Source organism: Silvibacterium acidisoli (assembly GCA_022870745.1).
Taxonomy (GTDB): domain Bacteria; phylum Acidobacteriota; class Terriglobia; order Terriglobales; family Acidobacteriaceae; genus Silvibacterium.
Genome location: CP085323.1, coordinates 740829 through 767485, shown reverse-complemented (window position 1 = coordinate 767485; position 26657 = coordinate 740829). Strand labels below are relative to the sequence as shown.

The following is a 26657-nucleotide window of genomic DNA, read 5'->3' as shown; positions in this document are numbered from 1 at the left end:
GAGAGGGTTACAAATGCTGCGCGATCTATGGAAGCAGGCATGGGAGGCGATGATCTACAACCGCCGCCGTACCACCATCACCATGGTGGGCATGGCGTGGGGTATAGCCACGGTTGTGCTGTTGCTCGCCTATGGATCGGGCTTCGGACGCGCCATCGAGACGATCTTCGCGGAGTGGGGGACGCAGTTGATCGGTGTCTTTCCCGGCAAGACCTCCGAGCAGGTCGGCGGCTCCAAGGCCGGTGTGGTCGTTCGCTTTACGCAGGACGACATCGATCGCCTGGAGCGCACAGTACCAGGGGTTCGCGATGTTTCTCCTCTCCTGCAGAAGGATGTGACCGTCTCGAATGAGCTTCACACCTACACGTGGACGGCCAATGGAACGCGCTCGAACATACAGAACATCCTGCGCCTCGATATCGGGTCGGGACGATTCTATACGCCGCTCGATGACGAGCAGCGCAATCACGTCCTGGTGATCGGTTCGGAGGCGAAGCAGAAGCTGTTTGGCGGAATGTATGCCGTTGGCGAACGTATCCGCCTAAACGGAATCAGCTTCGAAATCATCGGTGTGATGAGCCCCAAGATGCAGGAGGGCGAGAACAGCGACGTGAACCGGCAAATATATTTGCCGATCAGCGCGATGGGCGATCTGAAGGATCCGAAATATCTCGATGGCATCTGGCTGAACTACAACGGCGATCACGCCGCTGTGCAGAAGGCTGTGAGGGAGTCGATGGCCGCAGCGCACAACTTTCCGCCGACCGACCGGCAGGCGGTCTTCGTCGCCGACCTCGAACAGCAGCTTTCGCAATTCAAGATCATCACCATCGCGCTGCAGGGATTGCTCTTGTTCATTGGCGCTTTGACGCTGGGCATTGCTGGCATCGGGCTGATGAACATCATGCTGGTTGCGGTGCAGCAGCGCACCAAGGAAATTGGCATTGAAAAAGCGCTCGGCGCTCGCCGCAGGCACATCCTCTTTCAGTTCCTTGCCGAGTCGCTCGTGATCACCGGCGCGGGCGGCGTGGCTGGCATCGCGCTGGCGTACGCTGTTTCAATCGGCGTAGGCCGCATCACCTTCTACAGCGCGCTCGCTTCAAATGCAAAAGATGCCGATATCCAGCTTCTGATCTCTCCTTCGATCGTTCTGCTGGCTACCGGCATCCTGGTAGTTGTGGGACTGGTGAGCGGCATGATTCCCGCTCTCAAGGCTGCGAACATGAACCCGATCGAAGCCCTGCGCTACGAGTAGTCCCTGTTTATTTTGCTGCGTCTTCGAGCGTGGTTGCGGCCCGGTTGAGTGCGGCGGTAAGTGCCGTCAACTGTTGCTGTGCAAGCGAAGCGTCCTTGGCGTCGATGGCTTCGTTGACGCCGGGGATCACCACGGCCGCGTAGCCTGTGTACTCGCCGGGCGCGTAGATGGTGTGCTTGAACCAGCCCCGATGCGGCAATCCCTCGCTTGAAAGCAGATCGCTTTCCACCTTGCGCAGTTTTATATTCAAGGCGTTGTCATCGCCGTTTGGATGTTCCTGCTTCTGCTTCACCGCTTCACCGACAGCGGACAGGTGCTTCGCCGCTGCGGCCGCTGCGCTGAAATCGAGATTCACGCCCGCGCTGGTAGCTTTTGCCGTAGCGGTCTGGATGTACTCTTCGATCTCCTTGCCGTAGCTGCCGTAGTCATACGGCAGCACATCCGTGTCAGCCATGTGCAGGATTTCAAGCCCGAAGACACGCGCCATCTCCTGCTCATAAACGAACGTGGGGTCTGCGTTCATGGTGAACCATTTGTAATTGTCGAAGACGGAGTGATACACGCCGTAAGCTCCATCTGAGCCGATATCGGTCGATGGAACGCCGAGGTGCTGGATGAAAGGTGTGTAGTCCGATCCACTGCCGAGGTCGCCTATCTCAACCGGGTCCTGATCGGCCCCGCTGGTTGCGGGACGGCGCGCGTTGAAACCGTTGTTTACCTGCTGCTGGTGAGCATCCTGCGCCTGTGTTGCTTTCCACTGGTCGTACACTGTGCCGCCCTTGGGGCTCGGAACGGTTTTCGTCACCTGCCGCACGAACTCCTTGAGCGACGGCACGGCCGAGGCATCGAAGTTCGGGCCGGAGACGCCGACATCGGTGTTGAAGTAAGCGACCGCATGCGCGAGTTCCTGGGCGTGGCCCTCCGCCCATTCGGTCGAGCCGATCAATCCTTCTTCTTCCGCATCCCAGCTGGCGAAGATGATGGTGCGCTTCGGCTTCCATCCCTGCTTAAGAAGGTCTCCAATGCCGTGCACGGTTTCAAGCATTGCCGCGGTTCCGCTGTTCGGATCCACGGCGCCATAAACCCAGGCGTCGCGATGATTTCCGGCAACAACCCATGCATCGGGCAATTGCGTACCTGGGATTTTTCCGATCACATCCCAGATGGTGCGGTACTGGTAGTCCTGCTTGAGATCGAGGTGCATCTTCACCTCGCCCGTGCCGCCCAGGTGATACGTAAAAGGCAATGCGCCCTGCCATCCATGAGGCGCGGTAGCGCCTTTCAGCGCAGCCAGAATCGGCGAGGCGTCGTGATAGGAAATAGGAGTCGAAGGAATCGTCGGCTGGCTCTCCGCTTTCATCGGATCGATTCGCTTCGACGCAGGCAGGTCGGCTGTAGAGGCCACGCCAGGCGTTGTCGGATCGCCGGGATATTTGAAGAGGTACTGCACCGCGCCGCGCTGTACCCCGGTCTCGGGCCGATAGGGGCCGTGCGGATACATGTCTCCCCGGTAGTAGCCGTCGTCAGCCGGGTCGGAGTAGATCACGACACCAGCCGCGCCCTTCTGCTGCGCGATGTAAACCTTCACACCGCGGAAGTTATTGCCGTAACGCACCAGGACGATCTTGCCCTTGATGTCGACGCCCATCTGTTCAAGGCGCGCAAAGTCCTCCGGGCGTCCGTAGTTTGCATAGACCACGTCGGCGGTCACGTCTGCCGAGGGCGACGACCCGTTGAACGGCATTACCACGCGGGGATCGTCCTGATAGGGATCGCCGTCCACATGCTCGCGTGTCGGTCCGTTCATCAGCGTCCTGCCGCTGGCATCGACCGCGGAGATGTGAATCTCTTTCGGCCAGTTCAGCCAGATTTTGTATGGAACGATGGTGGTCTCGAGTCCTGCCGCGCGGAACTTCTCCGCCACGTACTCGGCCGTCTTATGATCCTCCGGCGTTCCTGCCATGTGGGGCTCGGCGGTCAAGGTCTTCAATGCTTCACCCGCAAGCTTTGCGTCGGGAATGGCAAGGAACTGGCTGTCGATTTTCGCCTGTGCGGAAAAATCGCGATAGCCGAAAACAGTGTGTCCGGCAGGTGCCTGGGCGCTGAGCGAAACACTGCATACAAGTGCAAGACCAAGAAGCGACTGAGGGCGTCTGGGCAAAACGAGCGTCTCCTTAGACAGAAATCGACATGAATCGGCGATGAATTTAGACCACCAGCTTACACGAACAAGAGACCGGGAAGGCTTGGCGTAAGTCACCCGGCTCCGTACAATATGAGGAGAGATATTGGCCCCGCAGGGCTGGAGGAACCAAAAGCATGTATCCAGAAATTATGGTGATCTTTTAAGCGGTACGGGCTATCAGTAAGTTGCTGATTACGCGATCAGCATGTCATCGCAAACCACCACGACCAACGCCTCCGCCGTACGTTTATCGTACAAATCCCGCCAGATTAATCCTTCTTCTTGTGGCGGTCGGGCCGGGCGGCCCTCTCTTCTTCGAGCTTTCTCGCTTTTGCTTCCGTAATCAACACTCTGACCGTATTGGTGCGGTCGAGCCCCCCATGTTTCTCGGCCAGCCAATCGAGATCTCTTAGTACCGCATCGCTGAGTCTCATCTGTACGCGCTTGATGGGCATTACTGAATACTATTGCGGACCGTGTATGCATTACTTGTGTACCCTGTGTGTACAAAATCGCTGTTTACTGTGACAGTACAGGGTGATACTCTGTCTTCACTTTTTATCCAATCACATGCACGCTCTCAATAAAGTTGCGGATACCACGAGCAAACGTTACGTTGACCTTGCGCACTGGCGCCAGGAGACAAGTTATGCGTTTTGTTCGACTAGCCTCGATTTCTTTGCTCGGGGCAATCATCTTCGGGATTGCGTCATCACATCACCACCCAGCGAGAATCGTTTCGTTTGGAGTACCCCCAGCCCCCGTTTGTCCCCAAGAGCACTGCCCCCCTACGACCCCGCCTCCCGCGAACTAGCTGGTCGCGGTCACCTTCGTCCTCAAGGATGGCCGCATGCCAGTTTTTAATTCGCTAAACGTCGCCATGTGGGCGATTACCCTAATAGTGGAAATAAGTTTGAGTGTTGGAATGATTCGCACTCGTGCTGCGGAGCGCTGGCGTGCGGTATGGGTTTATGTAACGTTCAACGCTGCAAAATCGATATTCCTGGGCGCTTCGACCTTCCTGCCTCGCGACCATAATCTCAGGGCTAGCGTCTACTTCTATTCGTATTGGATTGGCGAACTAGCCTCGTCTGCGATAGCGATCTTTATCCTATGGAGCGTCGTCGGCTCATTGACTGGGGTAAATCGACGGGTTCGTGGGATCTTAGCTAGAGCGTTCAGCGTTCTAGTCGCGATATCCTTGGTCGCTTCTGGAATGATGGCTGCTCGCACTTCACCGCTTTTCTACTTGCAGATCACCAGAGAGGCCCTAAGCATCCATTCGGGCCTTTCGCTGGCATGGTGCCTAGCGTTCCTTGCCGTTGCATGCTCCTCCGCGATTGCCGGTCTCTATTGGCGCAGAGAAGTGCTGACCATTGCTTTTGGATGGGCGATGAACGCTGTAGCGCAATTGCTTTGCTCATGGTTTGTTTCTTCCACCGGCATGGCCCATTGGGACATAGCTTTCAACCTCAACGGTAGTTTCTACCTCGTAACCCTGATCAGCTGGGCCACCGTATTTCTCCGAGCTGCCAGCGACAGTACCTCATACTCCCCCATTAACCCCCGCGCGTTGGAATCCGCGCTTATGCGCTTAAAGGATGGCCTAGAAGCCTTTCGATAGGAATCCGATGTCACTGTTAATCCTGTTCATCATCGCTGTTTCGGCCTCCGTCCTTGCATGGCTCTGCACCGTTCGCAGACGACATCTGGGCGACCCAGAGAAGCTTCTGGCGGAGCTTCACCCTGTACCCTCGGACTTGAAACCTCTTTTGGGGTACAGTCAATCGGCATCGTTCGACCCTAACTCGTGGAGCGACCTCAAAAAGGTCTGGTTCATGTGTAGCGACAGCCGAATTCTCTTAACATTGGCCATGATCCTCGCCGCTGAGAACGGGGACGAAGCCGCTAACCAACTCTTGGGCCAGTGCCTGCTTTTGCGATTCTGCTTCGTTGGGTGCCTCTTCGAGGCCTTAGCTCGGGCTTTTGTTGTAACTTTGCCGCAGTTCTTTCCTCGTCTAGCTGTGACACTCTACAGCGAGATGTGTGCTACCGTTCATGTATTGTTCGAGGTGACTAACCCTCATCTCATTGAAAAAGCGAGACAAGTGCTCTGACGTGTGCCATACTAGGGATGCCATACTGCCTCAGGAGTGGTTTTCATGTCGAGCACCCGTAGAATCCTCGAAAAGCAGCTAGAAGTGATTCGAGGACAACTGCGTATTAGAGAGCCGGAGTTGGTGGCGGAGATGGAAGCACTAGAGCTCGCCATCAACAACCTGGCCAAAGAGGATGTATCCACTGAATACTCCGCCTACAAGGACGCGATCAAGGCCGTGGTTGCCTACTTGCAAAAAATAGGCCATCCAGCCACCGGTGAGGTTATTGCGGCCACGATCGTCGCCGGCGGTTGGCTTATAGGGCATCCACGAGCGAAAGCCAACGTTCTCGCATCGATTGCCTATCACGCCATACGTCCGATTCCAAAGGACTCCCCCATTAGGAGAGTGGGTGGCGGAGAAACATCTGCAACCGCAGTCATCGGTCTTGCGGAATGGGAAGCGGAAGATCTCTAGTTTTGCCGAAAGGCATCCGGCTTCCGTTTTCGATTACTATCAGCAGAACATCCCCCAAGACTTGTAGTACTTCCAGATCTGAAGAGCGTTGCGCACAGGAGAGATATGCGCTCAAAATTTTCTGCTTTTGCCTTGGTATTGCTGATGACTGCGGCCGCTGGTGCCCAAGTCAAGATCGAACCCAACTCCACCGTCTACATCGCGCCGATGGACGGCTTTGAAAACGACCTGCAGGCCGCTTTTCTCAGGAAGCACGTCCCGCTGATCATGGTGAGCGACAAGGACAAGGCCACGCTCATCGTAGAGGGCCACAATGACAACCAGAAGGCTGGCTGGGCGAAGACCGTGTTTTTCAGTCCTGCGCCGTCAGAGCACGCGAGCATCACGGTGAAACGTGCATCAGACGGGGCTATCGCCTACGCTTACTCAGTGGATAAGTCCGCTGCCCGTCATGGTCCGCAGAGCGCCGCTGAGGCTTGCGCGAAGCACCTCCGCGAGGCTATTGAGGGGAAATAGGCTCCCGCTCCATCTCTGCAAAGTAGTATTCCATCATCGCGTTAAACGCCACAGCCGCAAGCTGATGCCGGCGAGTCCCGAAGTGATCATGTGACTCGCCGCGCAAAAACATCGCGAAATGCTCCTTCGCGTGCTCAGCGATTGCCTCAGGCGTCGTCCTCGGGTGATCTCCGCGAGACGTGTCCCCCTTCAGCGCCCGCGCATGAAAGCTGAAGTCGCCGTACTTCTCGTGGCCGTATTGGCCGATCGCATTCATGTCATCGAGAAAAGACTTCAGAAGGAATGGAAACTGATCCTGAGCTATTTGCAGGTTCGACATTTTGACCTTTCGCGTTTCACCAGAGGCCGCGGAATGCTCCCAGCGTCGCGAGACGAAGCATCTCTGCCTGGAATACCTTTCCGTGCTTGTGCTTTGTTCCCACCTTGAGGTGGGCCATTTCGTGATGCAGGGTGAGCTTCACCATGCACATATCGAATGCGCAGGCCGGGTTGATTGTGATGGTCGCCGCATCCGCATAGTCGAAGTCGATTCGGCCAAGGCATCCCGTCGCCGGCGCGTAAATCACGTCTACATCATCCGGCAGATCTCCGCCGTGGAACCTTCGATTGAAATCGAGGTACCAGCGGCGCAGTTGCCTGTCGGATAGGGCGAGACTCATCGAATGGGAACAACGTTTGAGGCCTGCTCTTGCTGCGCCAGGCGGTTCACGTGTTCAAGCACCTGCGAAGCGGCCCCGATATGCCCCTGAGCCTCGAGGATGCGCGCGTAATCGACCAGATACTGACGGGTGTAATTTGCCAGCGTGTTGTCTGCCATCGTTAAAACCTCTTCTCGTAATAGCCGCGGTCGAAGTGTGGAAACCACTCGACCACGAACCTTTCCACGGCGCCGTTGATGTCCTGCTTGATCTTCACCGTCGAGAAGCCGACGTGAGCCTGAAGGCGCTTCTTACGCATAAACATCGTCTGGTCGCAGGTGCATCCACCCTGCAGGGTATGGATCTCACGCGGATAGCCGTGATTGAACTTGTGATAGTGCCCGACGAGCTCGATGTGCGGCTTCTCACCGCCTTGGTAGCTCTCGGCGCGCTTCTGATCGGTGTAGCTGATGGCATAGGCCGATCCGCCGCCCGGGTGCACCAGGCGCATGACAGCCTCACCCGTGCCGAATCGCAGGCGAATGTCGGCCTCGGCATATCCGAGATATCTCAGGTCCTTGCGGCCCTGTTCTTCGGCGCGCATCTGGAGGTAGTGACCGACTTCGATACCTTCCCGCTGCTGATACCAGCCCTCATGGTCGTCCCCGGCGATGTAGTGCGTGGTGATACCGGGGCGCACCGGGTAGTTGTCGATCATGTAGTCAAGCTGCTTGTCCATCCCTGGCGCCGTGACAAGCTCGCTCTTGTTGAATCGCGCCTCGCCATCGATCCAGTTGCCGGCATTGAAGACTGTCTTAATGCCAACCTCTGCGAAGTGCTCATACGCTGCGCGTAGCACATCCAGCCGGGAATGCTTGTTACACAGGTGGTTGTCTGTTACGAAGCCGAAGTGGTGCGTCCAGTCGCCACGATGCCCCTTGATCTCGTGCACACGCGTCTCGAGGTTGTCGCTTGAGGTGAGATCATAGCGTCCGTCTATCGTCTCCATGACGAAGGCGCCGGTCTTCCGCATGCCGGATACCAGGGACCGTACAGCTTTCTCAGTACATCCCAACGCGCCAGCGATCTCGCTTGCACCCAATGGCCCTTTGCGAAGCAACCGCTTCACGTCGTCAGCCGACACTGCCTTTTTCGCAGCGAGGTCCGGAAGAATGGCTTGCTTTACCTTCGCTACCGAGCCAGTGCTCACTTTGAGCTTGCGTGCAATCTGCTCATGGCTGAGGCCCTTTAGCAGCTCCTCACGGATACGGGACTTCGTTACCTCTGACATGGGAGGTTGCGGCACGATGGATTCTCCTGGGAATTACTCGGTTTCAGCGGGCTTCTTGAAGTGAGCGATGCCGAATAGGACGTTGAATATGCTGAGGATCACTCCAACGCACCCGCCGATGCCCTCGATTGCGGCTGCCTTGTTTTCGAGGTCGCCCAAGCGTCGGCCCTGCTCGGCGTTGTAGTTCTCCTGATTGCTCTTGAACTCTTTCAACTCATCCAGCTTCATGTCCTGACGAGCATCCTCGATTGTGATCGTCGGGATGACCGGTTGAACCTGCGCATAGACACGAACAACAAACAGAGAGATCGAGGCCAAGAGACAGAAACAGGCGCATGCAAGACGCAACCAGACCATGAACCTTTCGCGCGGGGTGAGTTTTTCCATGGTCCGAAGGATCCTTTTCATAGTTGCCGCTCGCGTACTGCGGAGAGATACGCGGAGCCCGAAGGCCCCGCGGTTGGGGCTTAGGCCAGGTCGGCAGCGTCCTGCTTGAAGTCGGCGGTAACGGTGTCAGTCAGGGTCTGCACGTCAGCCGCGATCTTCTGGAAGGTCGGCACGGCCGCCTCGAGAGCGGCAAGCACGCCCGCATCGGCGGAGACATTCGTACCCTTCGCAGCAGCAGCGAGGACCACGGCGGCCACGAGGGACTTGAGGCTTACCACGTCGCCCACGACGGCCTGAACCTTCGTCACGACATCGGGAGCCTGCTGCTCCACCTCATCCTTCACCTTGATGAACTTGGGCAGCTCATCGACCACGATCTCTTCGCCCTTGTGCAGCCAATGGCCAACATGCTCAATGCCGCTGAGAACGGGATTGCTGCTGTAAACGGGAGCGTCAACACTCATTGCACTTTCCTCCGGTGAGTGTGTTATCCCATCGATTCGAAAAACCCAGCAAATACGCCTACTTCAGCGCATCCTGAAGCGTAGAGATGTGATTTTGGTAGATCGAAATGCAGATCTTCGCGCGGTTCGGGTCCGTGGACCAGGAGAGCGAAACCTCCTGAACGTAACGCTCCGGCATCGCAGCGGCGAGCGCTGCAGCATAGTGCGGATAGTTCGGGCTCAGTCGCTTCAATGTGCTCATGCGGTCAGCGAAGCAACTTGCCAGGTCAGGATACTCTACCCATTCCGCATTCACGACGACCCACTTGTGATTCAGGAATTCGTTCGTCGGCAGATTAAGCGTGCCGAGGATCGGATGCGTATGCTGCTTCATGCCGAAGAGATTCTTCGCCTTGATTGCAAGCTCCGATGTCCCCCACGCGGACTCCACCGCCGCTTCGCACGCAGCCATTGAAGGAAAGACATGCCCGGCCGCTTTCGCAGCGCGGGCAGCAGAGATCAGGAAGTTGAGCTGATTGTCGGTTAGCGCCATAGCTTAGGGGTGCAACGCCCACTTGTTGTTGAAATACTGGTCCAGATACCCAGCCTCAGTCGCCGTGAGCACTCGGTTTGCGAGGAAGCCTTCGAAGAACTTGTCGGGGCAATTCTCGGTAGCTAGCAATCCGCCGAGCAGGTGAAGTTTTTGCCCGGTGAGCAGTTGGGTTTGGCCGCTACCGTTCAGCGCTCCGCTTGTTCCCGTTGCAAAGAGCGCACCATTCACATACAGCTTTGACCCACTCGTATTGCCGCTTCCGTCGTAGGTGAAGATCAGAGAGCAGGCTGAGCTAGCTGTGCGAGTCCCGAGAGAGCTGTTAACGCTGCTTGTGGCCGAACCGTTTGTCTCGGTGACCGTGTACTGGAAGCTTGATCCGTACTCGGTGAAGAAGTTCCAGCCGACACTATGCGACGGCTCGTTAAAGCCCATCAGTAGGTGGGGGCTTGCATCCGTCGCAAAATTCATGACCTCGACGGCGAAGGCCGCCGTGAAGGGCTGCGTGTAGTCCCACTTCAACGCGGCGATATCCGCAGCCGACTCCAACCAGGTGGCGGTGGCGCTCGTGTTGTTCGCCTGCTGATTCTGGATGTACGGAAGGCCATTCTGACCATTCGCAACATAAGCGATCGGCGCCACCGCCGAAGCCGACTTCGTAAGCGTGATGCCATTGCCAGACAGGTCCGTCAAGGACGAGACGCTGCCGCCACTCTGAACAACGCTCTGATCTGCCGCGTACCATGCGACCAGATTCGCGTTCAGTCGCATCGGGAACGGAAGTACGTTCGGAAGGGAAATCCCGGCCGGCGGAGTAAATGTCTGATCGGTGCGTTTGATGAGCATGGGCAGTCCTTTAGCTAACCGTGAAAGATGAGTGAATTAACCAGTTCCAGAGCGGATTGAGAAAGAACTCGCTCGGCGTCGGATCCGAATCGCGAATGTTGCCGCGTGGGCCTGTCGTGGGGCCGGCGGACGCACCAGCCACCCCAGTCCATGCATAACGAAGCGTGCCGGCAGTCGCGGAGGCGGTCGTGATTTGCAACTGATTAGTGCCGACAATAGCCACAGAGCTAATGGCAATGGAATTTCCCGAGCCGTCGTAAAACTCGAAGCCGTACATGCTTCCGGCGACGTTGGTCGGCTGAGTAACGGTGGTGGTGTCGATCACGAGCTGTCCGACCGGATTCAGCGTCAGGGTAATGACTGCTCCGGAGCGCGACCACGAGAGTATGCGCAGTGGCTGATAGTCGCCCGTCTGGATGTAAGACTTAATTGCCTTTGCCGCATACTCACCACGCTGGCGCTGGCCCCTCGTGGAGATGTGCGTACCGTTCGCATAGTCGAGGAAATAGCTCGGGCCAACGTCGATGATCTTTCCCGGATTGGCCTGTGCGGCGGCGTCGATCTGTGGCGCCACGACCGGCGTAGCCCTATTTGAAAAGTTCGTCCAGCTCGAAGGCTGGAAGATGAGCAGCGGAATGCCTTGCCACTGGCCGGTGATCGCCTGAACATCAGCTTCGTAGTTTTGCTGCATCGTGAGGATGTTCGCGCCGAAGTTGGTGTTGTTGTTGAGGTCGTCGGATTCGCCGAGGGCACAGACCATCGCCAGGTGCACATAATTTTTGGTGAGGTTGAACGCCGCCGTAATCATGGCGATGCCGTTCGCGTAGGTCTGCGTCCCCTTGGCCATCGCCGAGTAGGGCTCATTCGGGTAACCGTTGACGCCCCAATAGAGTGTGGGAGTGAGCCCCGACGACTGGAAGAACGAGGCAAGGTTGACCGTCATCGCAGTGCCGAGCGTTTCCCCAACGCCAATACCGTCAAGCGTTTCGGAAGATTCAACGAGCGGGAGTATCGATGCGATGTCGGAAGCCAAGACCGCGCCGCCTGCAGCTTGATGGGCGCGCGTGCCACCGTTCAGCATGACGGCGGTCGGGTTCGATATAGGCCAACCGAGCGCGGTATCGTATGCTCCGTCGATGAGACTTTGCCCGACGCCCTGAAATCCGTAAGTGGTCGCCTCGTTCGCAGGTAGAGCCTTCAGAAACGCTGGCGAACTGCCGTCCGTGTTCATGGTCCACAACTCAGGCTTGCCGCTCCGATCGGTGGCGAAAAGGATTTGCCCGGCAGACGTGAGCCCTATCACGGAGTTGTTGCCCGTTCGGGTGAGCTGCGTAACCGTTGCGCCGTTGACGGAGAAGATGTTCGTCCGGCCCAGGAACGGAACGCACACGATAGCGACGCCCGACGAGAGCACGAAGCCCTTAATGCCATTCGGTCCGGTAATCGCGCCGGACGCGCCAAGGGTAAGCTTGATTCGCCCGATTGCACCGAGTGAGGCCGTGAGCGATCCATGCACCGAAACATTGGCCGGAAAGCCCGTCGATCCAGTGCTATCGACGTAGCGATCGGCATAGCCAGAACCATCCACCTCCGCGAATGCGGTTCCTGCGGGCAAGTCACCGTACAAAGGAATCTTTTCAAGCAGCGTCGTGGCGATCTCGATACCGGCGAATTCTTCACCAAACGGCAACGTGAGAGGACCGTCAATTACAGCGCCACCCTCGATGTGCACCGCACCAAAAGGATCAACCCAGAGCGGGGAATCTCCGTTTGCGTCGGATAGCGCAATGACGGCGTTGACATCGCCATACTTTGGTAGTGCAAGGATGGCCCCCGTAGAGCCGAAACCAAGTGCGCCTGGGACAACGGGATCGTTCGCCAGCTCAGAAGGATGTGCGTGATCACTGCGAGAGCTTGTCGTAGCAACACCAGCGGAGCCGGCTCCGGCCGCAATCGCCGGCGTGTTGGTTCCAAAAGATCCGCCCGTTCCACCAGCGGGACCCTGCGGGATCGTAAGGTTGAGCTGCTGCGTGGGCGCATTGCCAGTGATCGTAACGCTCGCCTGGCTACCAGGTGCGCCAGTCGTGACCGTTCCAATACTCAATGCGGTCGCAGGTCCCGTCTGAACCGTAGCGTAGCCAGGTGTATTGGGAACAAACAGATCGAAGTCCCAGGTGGCACCCGTCGGCTGAATCAGATAGCCGGGGCCAAGGATCTGATCGCCCTGAGCGTCGTAAATCTCGACACGGTAGAAGATATTCACCGGGCTCGTGAGGGCGGTGTCTGCAAGCTGAACCGAGAAGCCGCCGTTGACCACTACGGCTTTGACGGGCTGATAAACAGCCTGCCCCGCGTTGTTCACTTGGAAGGAGATCCACGACCCGTTGTTATTGCACGGCCGGAATAGAATCGTGCACCCGTTGAGTGAATTACCCGCCGGGTCGGTCAGCGCTGATGCGGAAACGGTCGTGTATCCAGTGGCCATGAAGTTCTCCACGGCCACCGTAGCGTCACATCAGAAAATCGAGCAAAGTTCGCTATCCGTTCAGCTCTGAGGCGGTCACCACCCCGTTTATCACCTGCACCTGATACGTTTTGCCGTTCGTGGTATCGGGCACAATGAGGCCTGCTTTGGGAAGTGTCTGGGCGTCCGTATAGGTGTTCGCGCCAAGGCCTGCTGCGGACAACGCAGTGAGAGCTGCGGCCGCACTTGCAGCGCCCGTGCCGCCGTTCGTAATCGCGAGCGTGCCGGTTACGACAGCATTCGCGCTCACCGTTGACCAGGCTGCAGCATTGATGGATTCAACGCTTGTCGCGCTCAGAGCTTTGACCAGGTAGGTGCCAGACAGCGCTCCGGAGCTTGTATAGCTGTTCGTGGTGACAGCGGTCGCCACCTGCGTGGCTGAGTTCCAATCGCTTCCTGATGTCGCAATGCGGATCTCATAACTCGCTGTCGCGGCATTACCAGATGCCGACGGATTCGTCGCGGCCGTCCAAGCCAGCGTAAAGACCGACCCTGAAGTGGTTCCGTGCACGCCAGCCACATCCGCCGGAGCCGCCCCAGTCCCCTGAACCGTAATCGTTGCCATCGGCGCGCTATTGTATGCAGAGGTCACACCGAACTGATCTTTGCCGACAACACGGATCGACCACACGTCACCCGTGGATGCTGTGAAGCTATAGCCGGATTTACTGGTGCCGGTCGCAAGAAGATTCCATGCACCGCCATCGACCTGACCCCAGATATCCACCGTCGAGGTATTTGTGCCGTTGTCCCAACCAACAGAGATGAGAGATTGAGTCGGTGACTTAGACGGGTTCGTGGTGTTCTGCAATTTCTCCACCAAGGTCAGGCCGGTCACTGCCGCATTGACGGTAGGGAAGGAGACAATCTCTCCATACGACGGCGTCGGGTCTGTGTAGATCGAAGGATTGTATTCGAGAGCGGAGATCTGCATGTCGAAGTCGCTCACCTGCTTCATTCCCGTCACGCGAAATGTCTTATAAGGTGCTGCGCCCGATGTCTGCCCATAGAACCACGCCGCATCCGCTGTCGGTGTTTGCGAGAACGCTGGTACAGATAGAGACACGCCATTTATCGCACTGACGGTTCGCAGTTCGATGCGGTCATAGTCGTACAGGCTGACAACCTGCCCTGCGGAGAAGCTGCCCTGCAAGCTGCCGATCACCATACTGTTCGAGTTCGCACCGCCCGACTGACTCACTGACCCAACACTGGCCTCCGAACCACTTGAATTCGAGATGCGGACAATGCGGCCCGCAGGCAGATTGCCAGTGAACGTGACGAGGTAGCTGTTTGTGCCGGTCGCCGCAACGCTCTGAATCGTAGCCTGCCCGACTGTGTATACCGGATGAATGACGCCAACAGTCCAACCCGCGCCAGACGTGAACGCGGGCAGGTCCGTACGGTCAATAATCAACGTCGTCGTTGTCGATCCATTCTGGATACGTCCGCCCAGGGACCACATCGGCTGCTGCACACCTACAACGCTCCCGATCCGGCAGCTCACCGCCTCAAGCGCGGCATTCCATTGCGCCGTCTTCAGCAGCGTCTCCGTCGATAGGAGTTGAAAGTACGCCCACTGCCAGGCCTGATCGCGGTCGGTACAACCGAGCAGATTGGTCCGGGTGATCTTCGGCTGCTGGCCACCGTTGATGGTCGTCGTGGTCATCACCGAAACGGGAAGGTCGGTGCGGAAATTTCGCCCTGCATCAGCGAACGTCACCTCGACCAGAGTGGCGCGGTCATCGAAGGCGACGAAGGTTTCCTGATAGGAACCTTTCTTGATGTTCGCCTGCGTGAAGACCTGCGTGATGTCAGTAGGTGCATCGACAGCTACGGAGTATGTGAGTCCGGCATTAACGATCTGAGCCCGAGACATCTGCGCAACCTGCTGGAGGCACTGCCATGCATTCGAGCCGCCCTGATCGAAGACGCCAGCAAAGACAAACCGACGTTGCGTCGTTCCCGTTGATGTCGGCACCAGCTCATCGCAGAACTCGGCCCAGCGCACAAAGGCAGGAATATCCACTGCGAGGTTCGGCGTCGATGAGGCCATGCCATAGAGCGGATTCATAATCACGTCGTAGGCCACGATCGCAGGATTGTCATGCTCGAACGTCGATAGCTCCGCCGGAAGAACGGTATCTGCTCCGATATCGTGGGTCCAGGTCGCCTGCACCGTGATGTCGGCACCTGAGATCTGCGACGTGGCAAGCGCTCGGATGCCGAGCAAGATCATGTTGGGATAAGCGAGATCGGTAAACTGCGTTTCCGCGACATCCCAAAGCCAGCCATCGGCCGTATAGTGCGGATCCGTCAGCGTTGCATCACCCTGCGGGATCGGGTCATTGTGCGGGCCGGCACCCCACTTGGTCACCCTTACATCCCACTTGCCCGCGGCCAACCCGAAGACGCTCACTACATCATAGAAGGATTGGTTGGTCATGTTCGAGACCAGGCGCCAGCCTCCCCACCAGTCCGTAACGCTCTGCAAATCAAGTTCAATGTCCGTCGTCGGCTGCCATTCACCAGTGAAGGTAGCCTCATATCCGGATGTCGAATTATCGGGGTTGTAAACCGTGACGCCCTGCGAGCCGGTCCAGGATTCACCGGGGTAGTGAGCGCCTTCATTCGTGTCAGTGGAGTAAACAATGCCGGAGCCGGCATAGCGGTCCGTGGGCATCACGACCCAGTAAGGGTAATGCCTGAAGCCGTTGGCGTCCGTCGTGTACACGTCCGTCGTAGTGCGCGGAAAAATCGGCGTGGTCCATTGATTCTGGCCGCCTGGCGACACTTCAACCTTGTAGACGAAAGTGCACTCTTTCGGATTCCCGCTCGAATCCGTTCGCATCAAGCCGCCCGGAAACTTCACTGCGATCTGCAGACCAGTTGTGTTCGTCCCGGTGCCCGGCACAAGAGTTGGCCCCTGCGCCTCGAGCAGTTCAATCTCCTGGGGATAGACGTTGCGAATGGTATCAAAGCCAGGGATCGGAGTCTGGTCGTTGGTCCCGTAGCGAAACTGATAGCTCAAATCGGGATACGCGGCGATGGGCTTCTGATTGAGCATTACATTCTGCACGCCACTCGCCGTGCCGAATCCGAAGCACACCAGAATGTTTAAGTATTCGTCTTTGCCGTCCTGATCGACGAAGGAAGAAATGATGTTTCCACCCCATCCAAAGGTGCCATAGGCTTTTGGAATGGGTGTACCGGGCTGGGCCAGGGTCTTTGGCCCAGTTGGATCATATGTCACACTGGCTGCGTTCGTCCCGCCGAGGCTCGGCCCCATGAACGCAGAGATGAGCATATTGCCACCCATGGCGATGGCAGTCGAAACCAGCGCAGACATTGAGGTGGAAAGCCCGAGACCACCCCAGGCGATTGCCTCCCCGAAGAACGAAGCAGCGAACCCATCTGTAAAAGCTGTTGCAGCCACCATGATGCCAATCATGGCTATGCTCTTCATAATGCCGCCGCCCGCAGCACAGCAGCAGAGGATTTCATCACCAGGCATCACCGGGACGAAATCCTCCTCGCCCGATTCGATCAGCTTCCCGTTCACGCGAAAGACGTAATCGGCAGCATGCAATCCGGCGCGCTTCACGCACTCCGGAAGATACTCCCCGCGGTGAGGCGCAAGTATGACTTCGCCGAGCCGAGCATCAGCCTGAAAGGGATTGACGATTTCGACTAAACGGACGGGGCGGGCACCTGACTTTTCCAACGGTAGAATCCCTCGATGCAGCGGCGATGGGCCGGCGTGTCGAAGCGTTCGACCACCATACCTGCCCCCTCTTTACCGTGGATCATCTCGTTTGGGCCAATAACGGTGGCAAGGTGCCACGGAGGGTCGCTGGAGAAGAGAAGTACCCCATCACCAGCTTCAGGAGTTTCGACTCGCTCCCACGCGATAAGAGAGTCCGCAAGTATTGTCGGATCGCTTTCATACACGGGAAGGTGCCGCCCAAGGCGACGCTGAATCTCCATGAACAATCCAACACAGTCCATGCCCTCAAGCGTCCTTCCATGCTCCACATACGGGATGGCCAGCAGATCCAGGTAGAGCGACTGCGGGATGCGGTTAGGTCTGGCTGGCAAGCGATCCTCCGTTGGTCCCGATACCGGGGAACGCTCCGAAGCGCTGCTGATTCGCGTGAGCCACGCAACCATTCGATCCGTTATATGTTCCGTCGCAGTTTGGCAGCGTCCCCGTATAGCCACACCACTTGCCTTTATAGGTCGGCACCCAGATGCAGAAGTCAGCACGGTACAGATATCGCGGAAAGAGCTGCTGCTGAGGCTTCGGCGCGCCCAACGTAAACGTCACGCTCTCCAGCGGGACGTTTTGTGTGCGCATGATAGTCGAGGTAAGCGCAATGCTGGGCTCACCAGCCGGGTGAGCCATGTTGACGAAGTACATACTGACCGTGGCGCCGACGACGCCAGCGTACTCCTGGATTGGCCCCTGTAAGAGTCCTTGAATATCCGAGATCTTGATCTGAATACTCGGCAACTGACCACCCGAAGTGCGCTCGATGGTCAGATCAAAAGCCGACTTCGTGTAGTCCTGAACGCCAAATCCATCGCCGGCGTCGAACTGCACGTCATCGACATTGCGCGCCAAACGGAAATGCTGACCCTGCCACACCACGTCGATAAGCATCAGCCACGGATCAGCCGATGTCAGCTTGGACTTGTCTGCCTGAGCGGCAAGCGAAAGGACGGAGAGCACAGGCGGAAACAGGGCAGAAGAGGCCACTAGACCTCCTCAAGCTGAAACGTTGTGCCATACAGCTTCTGACCACCGCTTGGTCCGAGATCCGAAAACTGCGGAATCTGATTCGCGCCAAAGCGCACGGGTACGCCCAGCGATTGAGCACCCGCCATCCGGCCATAGATAGACTGGCCGGAAGCCACCTGCGAGAGCGCCAGACCAATACAGTCCAACCAGACCGCGAGACTGTTGCCGCTGCCCGGCGCGCTGACCGGAAGAGTGGCGTTCGTGACGTTTTGACCGGTCACCATGAGGACCACACGGGCTCTGCTGATGGAAAGGTTCGCCGGCGGCGATGGGATAACGAACGAGAACTGCTCCGCCACATAAGTAGCCTGAGTACCAGTGATGCCGGGCAGGTATGCGGGATTCACCAGGGCAGTCGAGCCATCGGTGAACTCGAGGCTGATCACTATATAGGCGAAGACATAAATACCCAACGACGCCTGGCCTGTCACATTCGCCTTCCACTGGAAGGAGCCGACGTACGTCTCACCCGGTTTCACTGGAAAGCTCTGCTGGGCCTGCACAGATCCGATCAGCGATGCCCCAGAAGGCAAGCTACCTGCGACGCTGGCAAATGACATCGCCACGCTTCCATCGGAAGCACTCGAGGCCAGTCCAACGGTGCATAGCTGAGCCTCGCGAACCGTCCATCCCTGCGCAATCTCGAACGGCTTCGAAGCTGGAAGTTCAAAGCTCCAGTTCGGGGCGAGGTTCGGATAGTAGAAGGGAAGCGAGCCGCGCTTCACGGTCTGCTGCGCGAAGATATCCAATACGCGAACATCCTCAAGGTTCAGATTTCGCGTGTTGATTGTCCATGTACGGCGAGCGCGCGTGAACCGAGGGCGCGTCGCCACGTAGCCAAGGTCCATCTCATCACGGATCGTGTCGTCTGCGGTCTTGACGCTCACGTCGAGACTCGGGGCGCGGGATAGAGATGGGAAGATAATCGGCGAGGCCACGCCCCCTTATGCCGCACTTCGCGCGATTCGGGCGAATCCAGCGACAATGCGGACATGAGCGTGCGCGTGAAGGTCGATGTAACTGCGGCCGTGCAGGGATTGCATGAACTCGAGAAGCAGCACATCCCGTTCGCGCTTGCGGCTACGCTCACGAAGGTCGTCAAGGGTGCCCAGGGAGAAGTTCAGGGACAATTGCCCAGCAGGTTCACCTTGCGCAACGACTTCACGCAGAAGGGCATCCGCATCAAGCCCGCAGAGAAGAAGTCGGCCGTCATCGAAGCCGATGTGCACACCGACACAGCCAACCGTAAGACTGGGGCGCCCGACTATCTCGGCAAGCAGGAAGACGGCGGTGAGCGTGTGGCGTTCGGGGGGCACTCCCACATCGCCATTCCGACCAAGTACCTTCGGCAGATGATCGGTGAGAGTAGCCCGATTCCAGCAGAGCTTCGGCCGAAGGCTCTTCTTACCGCGGTCAATGGCCGGTATGCGACCAGAACACGCAAAGGCCAGATGGCGCTTCGCAATCAGGTGACAGTACGGGGGATGGTTTTTTTCGTGCAGCAGAGCCGCTCCGGCACGCCCATGATTATGGGTCGCTATTGGACCGACCACGAGGCCTATCCCTTCTACATCCTGGCGCGAAGCGTGAGGACAAAGCCGCGCCTCGCCATGGATAAGACCGTCGAGACCTACGTCCAGCAGAACTTCCAGAAGGCCTGGGATGAGCAGTGGAGCGCCATGCGCGCGAAGGGTCTTCGCTTCCGCTAAGACGAAGACCCAAGCTGCGAAATTGCGCCACCGATGCCGCGCGACATCGGCCCGAGACTGTCGGCATCCTTCAGAACGATCGAGATAATCTGCTGCTCAAGGCCGCCGCCCGATGATCCCGAAGACTGCACGGCCTGAGGCGTGCCGGTATTGATGATATTGATCACCGGCGCGCCGCCGGATCCCGTGGCATTCCTACCCTGCTGCAGGAGCGAGGTAGTTCCATCTGCCAGCGTGCCGGCACCAGAAGCAAGGCCGCCGTTGCTCGCCTTCTGCGCGCCGCGGCCGGTGAGCTTACCGACGATACCGCTGAAGAATCCACCGATGCCGGACGCCTGACCGGCTGCCGCGCGTGCCGGCGCACTCTTACCCTGGCCACCTGAGAAAGCAAAACTGTCGAGCACCCCATTAATCATCTTGTCTTCGGCCACACGGGACAAGTCGCGCAGGATGTTGTCGGCCATCTTTTTGAAAGCGTCGCTGATGCTCTTCGGCCGGTCCATCAACGGATCGAAGATGTCATGCAGATATCCCGCCGCGATCGATCGCTTACGGAGCGCCTCCTGCTGATCCATCTCGAGCATCTCTTCCTGATGCCGCTGGGTAAGCTCTTTGATCTGATCGAGGTCTTTCTGCACCTTCTCAGGGTTATCCGGGTCGAGCGCATCAAGGTACCGCATCTGCTCAAGCGCGTTCAGCTTGGTCTGATACTCAATTTCAGACGCCTGCTTGATCGCCGCAACTCGCTGCGCCGCAGTGATCTGCCCCATGCGCATCTGGAAATCGGCCGTACGCGCGGCGATCTGCATGTCATCCGATGCTGTGCGAATGCGCTCTTCCTGCACCTCGCGCAGCGCCTGTATCTCTTCCTTGCTGGACTTCACGGCAGCCTGAGCCTTAGTCTCTTCCGCTTTGAGATAGCTTTCCGTGAGTTGATCGACAGACTCCTGCTGCTGCTTGTCCATCTGCTCCTGCAGCTTGGCAGCATCCTTTAGTCGCGCCTGTTGCGCCTGCGGAGTCGGCCCGATGCCGAGGTTCTGCACCTTCGTGAGCCATTCCGCCTCACGCTTGCGCTCCGCCTCAGCTACGTCAGCAGTCTGTTTTTTAGCCTCGAGAAGGTCCTTTTGTTTTTGCAGCGACTCGTTCTGATTCGTGAGATCGGTGCGATCCATCTGACTTGAGATCGCGGTGCGCATCCCCTTAAGGTCATTAATGAGCGCATCATGTCCGCCAGATGGACTGACCCCATGCTTGGCAAGTTCAGCGTTCTCCTCATCGCGCTGCGCAGTTACCTCTTTAAGTTTCTGATTCACGCGATCGAGCCATTGAGTTTGGGCCGCATAAAGTTGATTCTGGGTCTGCGTGCGAGCTGCTTGGGCATCCTCTGCGGTTTTGGCAGCGCGCGCACGCTCGTCGCCCGCGTATGTGATATCTCGCACCTGCTCACGATATCCCTTGAAGAGATCCTCTGCGTCTTTTGTCGGCCGCATGCCCGTAGCGAGATTGCCGAGAAAACCAATTGAGTTCTTACTCATCAGCTCAGCAAGCTTGCTGTTATCCGATTCCAGGGAAAGAGCGAGGTTGTCTGCGGAGACCTTCGCCTCGTCGAGAGCCAACTTCAGTCCGTTGGCCGGTTTCTTCTCGAGCTTCGCGATTGCAACTTCGAGCTTGTCGTTTGTGACCGCAAGCTCGTCATTCGATTTCTCATACGCGAGGTTCGCATCTCCCCAGGCCTGCTGGATCGTGCGGCCCATCTCGCGGTTCTTCTGGATGTATTGCTCAGTGGCTTCAGCCGCCTTATAGATTCCGGTGGCCACCGCGATAACGCCGATAACCGGGAAGGCTGCCTGGAAGAGCGCCGAGGCGCCAGGGAGCATCGACAGGAAACGCTCCTCGGCGCGCATCAGATGGCTGAAGTCTCCATCAAGCAGCCGCACCGACGCGCTGGCCGCGGCCATCTGCGGAACCATGTGGGAGCCGATACCGGATAGCGCCCGATCCGTAGCCTCTGCCTTCTTGCGCACATCCTCGAGGTGCTTCTGAACTACATCGAGTACCTGGCCGCTGCGGTCCTCGCCGGCGACAACGATCGTTACTGAATTATTCGGCATCGGTCCTCACATACTTGCTGAATGCCACATTCAGCGCATCGTCCATCTGCTCTTCGCGAGATTTCACCTTGCGCCGCGACTTGCGGCCGAGCAGCATAGCAGCCGTGATGGGCTCTTTGTACATCCCGAGATGGTTGATCAGCGTAGCCGCCAGGCAAGCATCGAGCTCGCGCTGCACCTTGATCTCGCGCTTCTGGCGCTCGTAGCAGCCGTCGAGAAACACGCGAAGCTCGGCATAGGTCATTCGACCAAACACGTCTGGGGACAACCCCATTTCACCGCATGCAATGCGGTATAGGTCATCCCAGGTAATCACCTTGCGCTTCTTCCGCCCCCCGCTGCCGCGCCTTACGCGTGGGCGATGTCTTCCCCCGGTTCATCCTCGTCATCCCCGTAATAGACGAGCAGAGCGCTGCTCAGCGCATCGTATGCAGCCTCGAACTTCTTCTTCTTGTCCACCAGGGCACCAACTTCCGCCACGGTCAGCAACTCGCCATGCTTGTGCGCGTCATCGTAGAGCGCGGCCCACAGGTAAATGCCGAAGTTCTCGAGGTTGAGATTCAGCTTCTTCTTGATCTCGCCGGTCTCTGCGTCAACGTATTCGCCAACCTCTTCCCACAGCGATACGCCCAGCTTCCTCTGGCTCTGTATACGCTTCTCTGTGTTCAGGTCAAAGATCACCTCGCGGCGACGGTCGAGGTTCAGAAAGATGGGCTTCTTCAGGATCGGCATGGCTTACCTGTACAGCCATCCGGAAGTTTGCGGCAAAAAAGAAAGGGGCCGCTCGCGGCGGCCCAAGCAAAGATCACGTGGTGCGATTATTGCACCCCGAGAGTCAGGGCGCCGCGGCCAGAGAAGCTGATGTCGATCGGCTGGAGGTCGTTATTGTTCGCGCTCGTTTTGAAATCGGTGATGATACATGTCCCGGTATATTCATCAATGCCGGATCCGGTCTGCACTACAGGCAGGAAGGCAAGCGTCATGAACTCATCCGTCAGGATCGCAGTGCGGAGAGCTTGCTGGGACGTGTCGCCAGTGATGTAGTCGAGTTTCGCTGTACCCGACCACTCCTTAAGACCCGGAAGACTCGATTTCCAACCCTGAGTGGAGTGGTCTGTATCGTCGATCTTGTCGGACTTAATGTCGATCTCAATCTCTTTGATCCCAAGAATGAGAGCGGCCGCGCCCCCGCCCGATGGCGTGTACTGGAGCTGGCCTTTATACCCCTGGAGCTTCTGGGCTACGGGCGTTGGCATAGTGAAATCCTCCTCTTACCAGTCCTTGTTGTTCGCTACGCCTACTCCTTTCAGCTCAGATAGATTTTGTTTTGCGAGGGATCCGTCCGACCCACCTGTACAGTTACCGCAACCGTTAGATCTGCAGCCAGCATGTCCCATTCACCCTTCGGAACGTACGTGTACTCAACGCCCGTGATCTCGGTATCCGTCACAAGGCTGCCAAGGGATTCATCCGCCATGATTGCTTGCCACGCGGATACCAGAAGCGGATCTACGGCTTCATCCGATTCCGAGGTGGCTTTCACCATCGCACGCACGGTCACATGGAATGTAGCTTCAGCGGCGTCAAAAGCCACGCCCCGCCGCGTGAATTGATCTTTCTGCCGAAAAACGTTGATGGCCGGCAGGCGCTCTGGGGTGTATTCCGTTGTATCAGTACGAGCGACCGAGGCGACGCCGGTCGCTTCGATCACCTCTGCAATTTTTCGGACAGCCAATTGGCCAACGCTCGTGGGAATGCTCACTATGCCCTCTTTAACTCAAGTTCAACGATGCGACCATCACCAGGCTGACACCGACGCGCTATCGAATACGACACGCCACGAACAGAGACAGCAGTGCCTGGCACCGGGAGAACAGTGAACGCCGTGATCGGCGCGGTAAGCTTCACGAGTGCTTCTTCCATGGAGCCAAAGCCATGCTCGAACGGAGACGCCGGCATATCGACAAAGACCTGCACAGTCGATCCCCCCACAACTGCGGGCTCCGTGAAGTCGCTGAAGAAAGTCGCGAAGTCTTGATCGCCGAATGCCATCAGAACGACCCCGCATATTCTTCGTCCGGATCACCGTCAGCGTTGGGCCGTGATCCGAGCAAAGTAAACTCCGCCACCAGGATCTCCGTCTTGTACCGCTTCACGCCGTCTTTCTCCCAGCTTCGCGTTTGCAGCTTGCCTTCAACGTAAAGCTTTGAGCCCTTCTGCACGTACTCGCGAATGAGGTCGGCCAGCTTCCCGAGGGCGACTACGTTGTGCCACTCGGGACGATCCTTCCAGCCAGAGCCCTCCTTCACACGCTCCGTCGTGCAGATCGCAAACTCGACCACGGCTGTGCCGCCGCGTGTCATCTTGTAATCGGGGTCCCGCCCCACGTTACCCACCAGAATCGCCTTGTTTACGCTCTTCGCCATGTCCATCTGAGACGGGGGCGGTCGTCATCTACCGCCCCACTGCTGCCCGCCTGTAGTCCGAATGTGAGTTGGCGATCCACGGATGACGCTTCCTATCGCTCTCAGCCCACGGGCCCCGTCGTTTTGGGTTGTATCTCTCACCTGCGCGTCACGCCTACAGGCGGGTATTCGCGCAGGGGAAGCTTTATTTGTCCTTCGGTGGCGCAGCGACCTTGACGGCTTTGCCGGCAATGATCAACTCGAGGCCATCCTGCTCGGACAGATCGACAAGGGTTCCCTCATCGAAATGCTTTCCGCTCACGCGGGTCGGTGAGGTGATCTTCACTCTCATCGTCCTGCCTGGCGTGTACTTCAGAAATTCAACTCCGGCCATCATGGCCCTCCTGAATTGCCCCGCCGGCGGCCGGTTAGCTACCGGCGGGTCTTCGTGTTCGGTTCTTAGGCCGTCGGGTTGATGTCGGTCATCGCGGCGAATGCGGGGGCATTGCGCACGTTGACATCGCAGGTCTCGTAGGTCGTGACCTCGATCATGCCCTGCTTCTTCAGGCGATACGGGTCAGTGATGATCTCGAGCGCGCCCCACTCGCCGATCAAGAGCTGATTCCAGACGCCGGCAATGAAGGTGTGCTGGGCGTAGGGCGTGCCGCCGGTGCTCATCGGCGTCGGCAACTGATTCGTCACCTCGGCACGATAGCCGTTCACTTCGTTGTCCTGCCAGATGGGCAGCGCGATGGTATTGGCGAGCTGCGGCAGGTTCTTCAGCTTGCGACGCACCTTCGGCGTGGTGAGCTGCGCGATCGGGCCGAGCTGATCTGCGTTCGCGTCCGCGATGAGCTCTTCCAGCGCCAGGAAGTCATCGTAGGTCAGCGTCGCACCGCCCGTGGCCACCGAGCCAATACCGGTCTGATTCAGGATGCCCTTCGGCTGATTGTTCGCACCAGTGCCGGTCAGGGCAGCCAGGTCGATCGCCAAAGCCATGATGGCCATCAGGTCATTGCGCACCAGCGCTTCCACGTCCACCGAGGACTGCAGGAGCAGCTTGCGGGAGAAGCTGGTCGTGCTCTGCAGGATCTTCGGACTCATGGAGATCTGCGAGAACGTCAGGTTGGAGTCTGCAACGTCGGCACCCGGGTTGTCGGCCACCCACGAGGTAGAGCCCGCCGTCGCCTGTTTCGGGAATGCGATGTTGTCAGACAGGCCCGACAGGAAAGTCGCACCGAGAGCGCGGACCTTCATCTGGTTGCGAAGCAGCTCGATCAGGCTGACGTACTCAGTGAAGATGGTGTACTCGCCGTTCGCGTTGCTGTTCGTGTCCAGGCCGGCGCGGGTTTCCATCTTACGGAGACCGCGTGCGCGATCGATGGCGTTCGCGGCCATCGAGATATCCATCGGGATAACGATCGAGCCATCGCGCGCCGAGAAGCCGGTCTTCTTGATGTAGGCATCGCTCACTTCGCGCTCGAATTCACCATCCTTCGAGCCGAGCTTCTCGCCGGAAGCGGCGCGCAGGGCGGCAGTCACGCTGTACGACTGCTTTTCCTTGTCGGAGAGATTCAGCACGTTGAGGTTGCGCACCTCGTTCTTCTGCGCCATCTCGATCTGCTTGTCGAGGATATGGCTACGCACAGCGTCCACCGAGCTACCCTCGTTCACAAACTTCTCGATCTGCTCACGCGATAGCTCGCGGCCATGGCGCTGGCCCAGTGCGTGGATTTCACTGACGCGAGTACGCTCCGCCTTGGCTGCGTCCGCGCCCACCTGTACCGGATCAATTGCCGGAGTGGCGTTCGGTTCCATACTTCTCACCTCTGTTTTGGGATCGGCAACAGCCGGTACATCAACTTCATCGAGACAGCGGACTGCATACTGGGCGCCGCTAGCCTCAGAATCTTCTGAACGAGTTCCAACCGTCGGATCGGCTGGAATAGGGCACAAGGACGCTTCCATCGGCATCCACTTGGTCCATCGGTAGGTATCGCCGCTCTTGTCGCCGCCGTCGCGCTTGTATTCCATGGGGCGATAACCCGCGCTGGCATCTTTCAGAATGCCGTCGGCGACATCCTGCTCTTTCTCTTTGGCGAGTGCGCTATTGCCAAACCTGGCCGTAACGATGAGCCGCTTGTCTTCGACCCTGTAATCGGTAACGGTGCCAATGTGCTTGTTGGGGTCGTGATTGTAGAGCAGCGGAATTCCGCGCTTCAGCCGGGATGGGTCAATCGACTCCTTCGAGTGATCCAGGACCTCGGCGCCGTAATAGCGCTGGACCGGCTCCTCCGAAGAAAGCGCAAACTCAACAGTGCGCTTTTCAGGGTCGTACCCTGCAAGCTCCACCTTGGCCGCGCGATGCTGTACGGGAAGCTGTTCGAGTTTCGTTTTCTCGCTCACAAGGCGACATTGCC

29 protein-coding genes are annotated in these 26657 nt (G+C 58.0%); 5 read left to right on the top strand and 24 right to left on the bottom strand.

Going from position 1 to position 26657, the window contains the following annotated elements; genetic code table 11:
* Positions 1-13 precede the first annotated feature (13 nt).
* Complete coding sequence (locus LJD29_RS03225; protein WP_446744319.1) at positions 14-1255, top strand: ABC transporter permease; 1242 nt, start codon at positions 14-16, stop codon at positions 1253-1255.
* Positions 1256-1262: 7 nt separating this feature from the next.
* Here the strand turns inward: LJD29_RS03225 and LJD29_RS03220 are convergent, their stop codons facing one another.
* Both LJD29_RS03220 and LJD29_RS03215 read right to left on the bottom strand, forming a co-directional pair.
* On the bottom strand, positions 1263-3416 hold the full coding sequence (locus LJD29_RS03220; protein WP_446744318.1) for a M28 family metallopeptidase: 2154 nt from the start codon (positions 3414-3416) through the stop codon (positions 1263-1265).
* 293 nt (positions 3417-3709) lie between these two features.
* Complete coding sequence (locus tag LJD29_RS03215; protein ID WP_446744317.1) at positions 3710-3895, bottom strand: hypothetical protein; 186 nt, start codon at positions 3893-3895, stop codon at positions 3710-3712.
* Between the two features lie 395 nt (positions 3896-4290).
* On the opposite strand from LJD29_RS03215, the gene LJD29_RS03210 reads away from it, so the two are divergent.
* The 3 genes from LJD29_RS03210 to LJD29_RS03200 all read left to right on the top strand — a co-directional run bounded on the left by LJD29_RS03210 (position 4291) and on the right by LJD29_RS03200 (position 6532).
* Positions 4291-5064 carry a hypothetical protein gene (locus LJD29_RS03210; RefSeq protein ID WP_446744316.1) on the top strand — a complete coding sequence of 258 codons (774 nt, stop codon included), beginning with the start codon at positions 4291-4293 and terminating at the stop codon, positions 5062-5064.
* A gap of 538 nt (positions 5065-5602) precedes the next feature.
* Complete coding sequence (locus LJD29_RS03205; RefSeq protein WP_446744315.1) at positions 5603-6016, top strand: hypothetical protein; 414 nt, start codon at positions 5603-5605, stop codon at positions 6014-6016.
* Between the two features lie 105 nt (positions 6017-6121).
* Positions 6122-6532, top strand: coding sequence for a hypothetical protein (locus LJD29_RS03200; protein ID WP_446744314.1), 411 nt, complete (start codon positions 6122-6124; stop codon positions 6530-6532).
* On the opposite strand, the gene LJD29_RS03195 is transcribed toward LJD29_RS03200, so the two are convergent.
* The 13 genes from LJD29_RS03195 to LJD29_RS03135 form a co-directional block, all read right to left on the bottom strand.
* Entirely contained in the window at positions 6516-6851 is a 336-nt protein-coding gene (locus LJD29_RS03195; protein WP_446744313.1) for a hypothetical protein, read from the bottom strand. The two genes, LJD29_RS03200 and LJD29_RS03195, sit on opposite strands and share 17 nt — an antisense overlap.
* A gap of 16 nt (positions 6852-6867) precedes the next feature.
* A complete protein-coding gene (locus LJD29_RS03190) occupies positions 6868-7191 on the bottom strand; it encodes a hypothetical protein (RefSeq protein WP_446744312.1) in 324 nt (107 codons plus the stop codon).
* Positions 7188-7349, bottom strand: a complete 162-nt coding sequence (locus LJD29_RS03185; RefSeq protein WP_446744311.1) for a hypothetical protein — start codon at positions 7347-7349, stop codon at positions 7188-7190. The genes LJD29_RS03190 and LJD29_RS03185 overlap by 4 nt, the downstream gene beginning before the upstream one ends.
* Positions 7350-7351: 2 nt before the next feature.
* A complete protein-coding gene (locus tag LJD29_RS03180) occupies positions 7352-8476 on the bottom strand; it encodes a hypothetical protein (RefSeq protein WP_446744310.1) in 1125 nt (374 codons plus the stop codon).
* 18 nt (positions 8477-8494) lie between these two features.
* Positions 8495-8848, bottom strand: coding sequence for a hypothetical protein (locus LJD29_RS03175; protein ID WP_446744309.1), 354 nt, complete (start codon positions 8846-8848; stop codon positions 8495-8497).
* 80 nt (positions 8849-8928) lie between these two features.
* The gene (locus tag LJD29_RS03170; RefSeq protein ID WP_446744308.1) at positions 8929-9312 is read right to left on the bottom strand and encodes a hypothetical protein; all 384 of its coding nucleotides are present in this window, start codon (positions 9310-9312) and stop codon (positions 8929-8931) included.
* A 58-nt stretch (positions 9313-9370) separates the two neighbouring features.
* On the bottom strand, positions 9371-9844 hold the full coding sequence (locus LJD29_RS03165) for a glucosaminidase domain-containing protein (RefSeq protein WP_446744307.1): 474 nt from the start codon (positions 9842-9844) through the stop codon (positions 9371-9373).
* Between the two features lie 3 nt (positions 9845-9847).
* Positions 9848-10687: a hypothetical protein gene (locus LJD29_RS03160; RefSeq protein ID WP_446744306.1), complete on the bottom strand. Its 840-nt coding sequence runs from the start codon at positions 10685-10687 to the stop codon at positions 9848-9850.
* Positions 10688-10697: 10 nt separating this feature from the next.
* Positions 10698-13172 carry a TolB-like translocation protein gene (locus LJD29_RS03155; RefSeq protein WP_446744305.1) on the bottom strand — a complete coding sequence of 825 codons (2475 nt, stop codon included), beginning with the start codon at positions 13170-13172 and terminating at the stop codon, positions 10698-10700.
* 52 nt (positions 13173-13224) lie between these two features.
* Positions 13225-16935 carry a phage tail protein gene (locus tag LJD29_RS03150; protein ID WP_446744304.1) on the bottom strand — a complete coding sequence of 1237 codons (3711 nt, stop codon included), beginning with the start codon at positions 16933-16935 and terminating at the stop codon, positions 13225-13227.
* Positions 16902-17309 (bottom strand): NlpC/P60 family protein, encoded by a 408-nt coding sequence (locus tag LJD29_RS03145; RefSeq protein WP_446744303.1) that lies wholly within the window; start codon positions 17307-17309, stop codon positions 16902-16904. The genes LJD29_RS03150 and LJD29_RS03145 overlap by 34 nt, the downstream gene beginning before the upstream one ends.
* Positions 17293-17970 (bottom strand): phage minor tail protein L, encoded by a 678-nt coding sequence (locus tag LJD29_RS03140; RefSeq protein ID WP_446744302.1) that lies wholly within the window; start codon positions 17968-17970, stop codon positions 17293-17295. Before LJD29_RS03140 ends, LJD29_RS03145 begins: the two co-directional genes overlap by 17 nt.
* Positions 17970-18899 carry a hypothetical protein gene (locus tag LJD29_RS03135; RefSeq protein WP_446744301.1) on the bottom strand — a complete coding sequence of 310 codons (930 nt, stop codon included), beginning with the start codon at positions 18897-18899 and terminating at the stop codon, positions 17970-17972. Before LJD29_RS03135 ends, LJD29_RS03140 begins: the two co-directional genes overlap by 1 nt.
* 105 nt (positions 18900-19004) lie before the next feature.
* Here LJD29_RS03135 and LJD29_RS03130 point away from each other — a divergent pair, with 105 nt between their 5' ends.
* Positions 19005-19721, top strand: coding sequence for a hypothetical protein (locus tag LJD29_RS03130; RefSeq protein ID WP_446744300.1), 717 nt, complete (start codon positions 19005-19007; stop codon positions 19719-19721).
* Here LJD29_RS03130 and LJD29_RS03125 read toward each other — a convergent pair.
* The 9 genes from LJD29_RS03125 to LJD29_RS03085 all read right to left on the bottom strand — a co-directional run bounded on the left by LJD29_RS03125 (position 19718) and on the right by LJD29_RS03085 (position 26643).
* Entirely contained in the window at positions 19718-21832 is a 2115-nt protein-coding gene (locus LJD29_RS03125; RefSeq protein ID WP_446744299.1) for a coiled-coil domain-containing protein, read from the bottom strand. The genes LJD29_RS03130 and LJD29_RS03125 overlap by 4 nt on opposite strands.
* On the bottom strand, positions 21822-22148 hold the full coding sequence (locus LJD29_RS03120; RefSeq protein WP_446744298.1) for a phage tail assembly chaperone: 327 nt from the start codon (positions 22146-22148) through the stop codon (positions 21822-21824). The genes LJD29_RS03125 and LJD29_RS03120 overlap by 11 nt, the downstream gene beginning before the upstream one ends.
* Positions 22149-22180: 32 nt before the next feature.
* Positions 22181-22564 (bottom strand): hypothetical protein, encoded by a 384-nt coding sequence (locus tag LJD29_RS03115; RefSeq protein ID WP_446744297.1) that lies wholly within the window; start codon positions 22562-22564, stop codon positions 22181-22183.
* A gap of 86 nt (positions 22565-22650) precedes the next feature.
* On the bottom strand, positions 22651-23088 hold the full coding sequence (locus LJD29_RS03110) for a phage tail tube protein (RefSeq protein ID WP_446744296.1): 438 nt from the start codon (positions 23086-23088) through the stop codon (positions 22651-22653).
* A gap of 50 nt (positions 23089-23138) precedes the next feature.
* Positions 23139-23594, bottom strand: a complete 456-nt coding sequence (locus tag LJD29_RS03105; protein ID WP_446744295.1) for a hypothetical protein — start codon at positions 23592-23594, stop codon at positions 23139-23141.
* On the bottom strand, positions 23594-23884 hold the full coding sequence (locus LJD29_RS03100; protein ID WP_446744294.1) for a head-tail joining protein: 291 nt from the start codon (positions 23882-23884) through the stop codon (positions 23594-23596). The genes LJD29_RS03105 and LJD29_RS03100 overlap by 1 nt, the downstream gene beginning before the upstream one ends.
* Positions 23884-24258: a single-stranded DNA-binding protein gene (locus LJD29_RS03095; RefSeq protein ID WP_446744293.1), complete on the bottom strand. Its 375-nt coding sequence runs from the start codon at positions 24256-24258 to the stop codon at positions 23884-23886. Before LJD29_RS03095 ends, LJD29_RS03100 begins: the two co-directional genes overlap by 1 nt.
* A gap of 184 nt (positions 24259-24442) precedes the next feature.
* The gene (locus tag LJD29_RS03090) at positions 24443-24634 is read right to left on the bottom strand and encodes a hypothetical protein (protein ID WP_446744292.1); all 192 of its coding nucleotides are present in this window, start codon (positions 24632-24634) and stop codon (positions 24443-24445) included.
* Positions 24635-24696: 62 nt separating this feature from the next.
* Complete coding sequence (locus LJD29_RS03085; RefSeq protein WP_446744291.1) at positions 24697-26643, bottom strand: phage major capsid protein; 1947 nt, start codon at positions 26641-26643, stop codon at positions 24697-24699.
* Between the last annotated feature and the right edge of the window lie 14 nt (positions 26644-26657).

Bases quoted from the DNA above. Each gene is read 5' to 3' on its own strand.
- LJD29_RS03225 (WP_446744319.1), top strand. From the start codon at position 14: ATGCTGCGCGATCTATGGAAGCAGGCATGGGAGGCGATGATCTACAAC.
- LJD29_RS03215 (WP_446744317.1), bottom strand. From the start codon at position 3,895: ATGCCCATCAAGCGCGTACAGATGAGACTCAGCGATGCGGTACTAAGA.
- LJD29_RS03210 (WP_446744316.1), top strand. From the start codon at position 4,291: ATGCCAGTTTTTAATTCGCTAAACGTCGCCATGTGGGCGATTACCCTA.
- LJD29_RS03205 (WP_446744315.1), top strand. From the start codon at position 5,603: ATGTCGAGCACCCGTAGAATCCTCGAAAAGCAGCTAGAAGTGATTCGA.
- LJD29_RS03200 (WP_446744314.1), top strand. From the start codon at position 6,122: ATGCGCTCAAAATTTTCTGCTTTTGCCTTGGTATTGCTGATGACTGCG.
- LJD29_RS03195 (WP_446744313.1), bottom strand. From the start codon at position 6,851: ATGTCGAACCTGCAAATAGCTCAGGATCAGTTTCCATTCCTTCTGAAG.
- LJD29_RS03190 (WP_446744312.1), bottom strand. From the start codon at position 7,191: ATGAGTCTCGCCCTATCCGACAGGCAACTGCGCCGCTGGTACCTCGAT.
- LJD29_RS03185 (WP_446744311.1), bottom strand. From the start codon at position 7,349: ATGGCAGACAACACGCTGGCAAATTACACCCGTCAGTATCTGGTCGAT.
- LJD29_RS03175 (WP_446744309.1), bottom strand. From the start codon at position 8,848: ATGGAAAAACTCACCCCGCGCGAAAGGTTCATGGTCTGGTTGCGTCTT.
- LJD29_RS03170 (WP_446744308.1), bottom strand. From the start codon at position 9,312: ATGAGTGTTGACGCTCCCGTTTACAGCAGCAATCCCGTTCTCAGCGGC.
- LJD29_RS03165 (WP_446744307.1), bottom strand. From the start codon at position 9,844: ATGGCGCTAACCGACAATCAGCTCAACTTCCTGATCTCTGCTGCCCGC.
- LJD29_RS03160 (WP_446744306.1), bottom strand. From the start codon at position 10,687: ATGCTCATCAAACGCACCGATCAGACATTTACTCCGCCGGCCGGGATT.
- LJD29_RS03155 (WP_446744305.1), bottom strand. From the start codon at position 13,172: ATGGCCACTGGATACACGACCGTTTCCGCATCAGCGCTGACCGACCCG.
- LJD29_RS03130 (WP_446744300.1), top strand. From the start codon at position 19,005: ATGAGCGTGCGCGTGAAGGTCGATGTAACTGCGGCCGTGCAGGGATTG.
- LJD29_RS03125 (WP_446744299.1), bottom strand. From the start codon at position 21,832: ATGCCGAATAATTCAGTAACGATCGTTGTCGCCGGCGAGGACCGCAGC.
- LJD29_RS03115 (WP_446744297.1), bottom strand. From the start codon at position 22,564: ATGCCGATCCTGAAGAAGCCCATCTTTCTGAACCTCGACCGTCGCCGC.
- LJD29_RS03110 (WP_446744296.1), bottom strand. From the start codon at position 23,088: ATGCCAACGCCCGTAGCCCAGAAGCTCCAGGGGTATAAAGGCCAGCTC.
- LJD29_RS03100 (WP_446744294.1), bottom strand. From the start codon at position 23,884: ATGGCATTCGGCGATCAAGACTTCGCGACTTTCTTCAGCGACTTCACG.
- LJD29_RS03095 (WP_446744293.1), bottom strand. From the start codon at position 24,258: ATGGCGAAGAGCGTAAACAAGGCGATTCTGGTGGGTAACGTGGGGCGG.
- LJD29_RS03090 (WP_446744292.1), bottom strand. From the start codon at position 24,634: ATGATGGCCGGAGTTGAATTTCTGAAGTACACGCCAGGCAGGACGATG.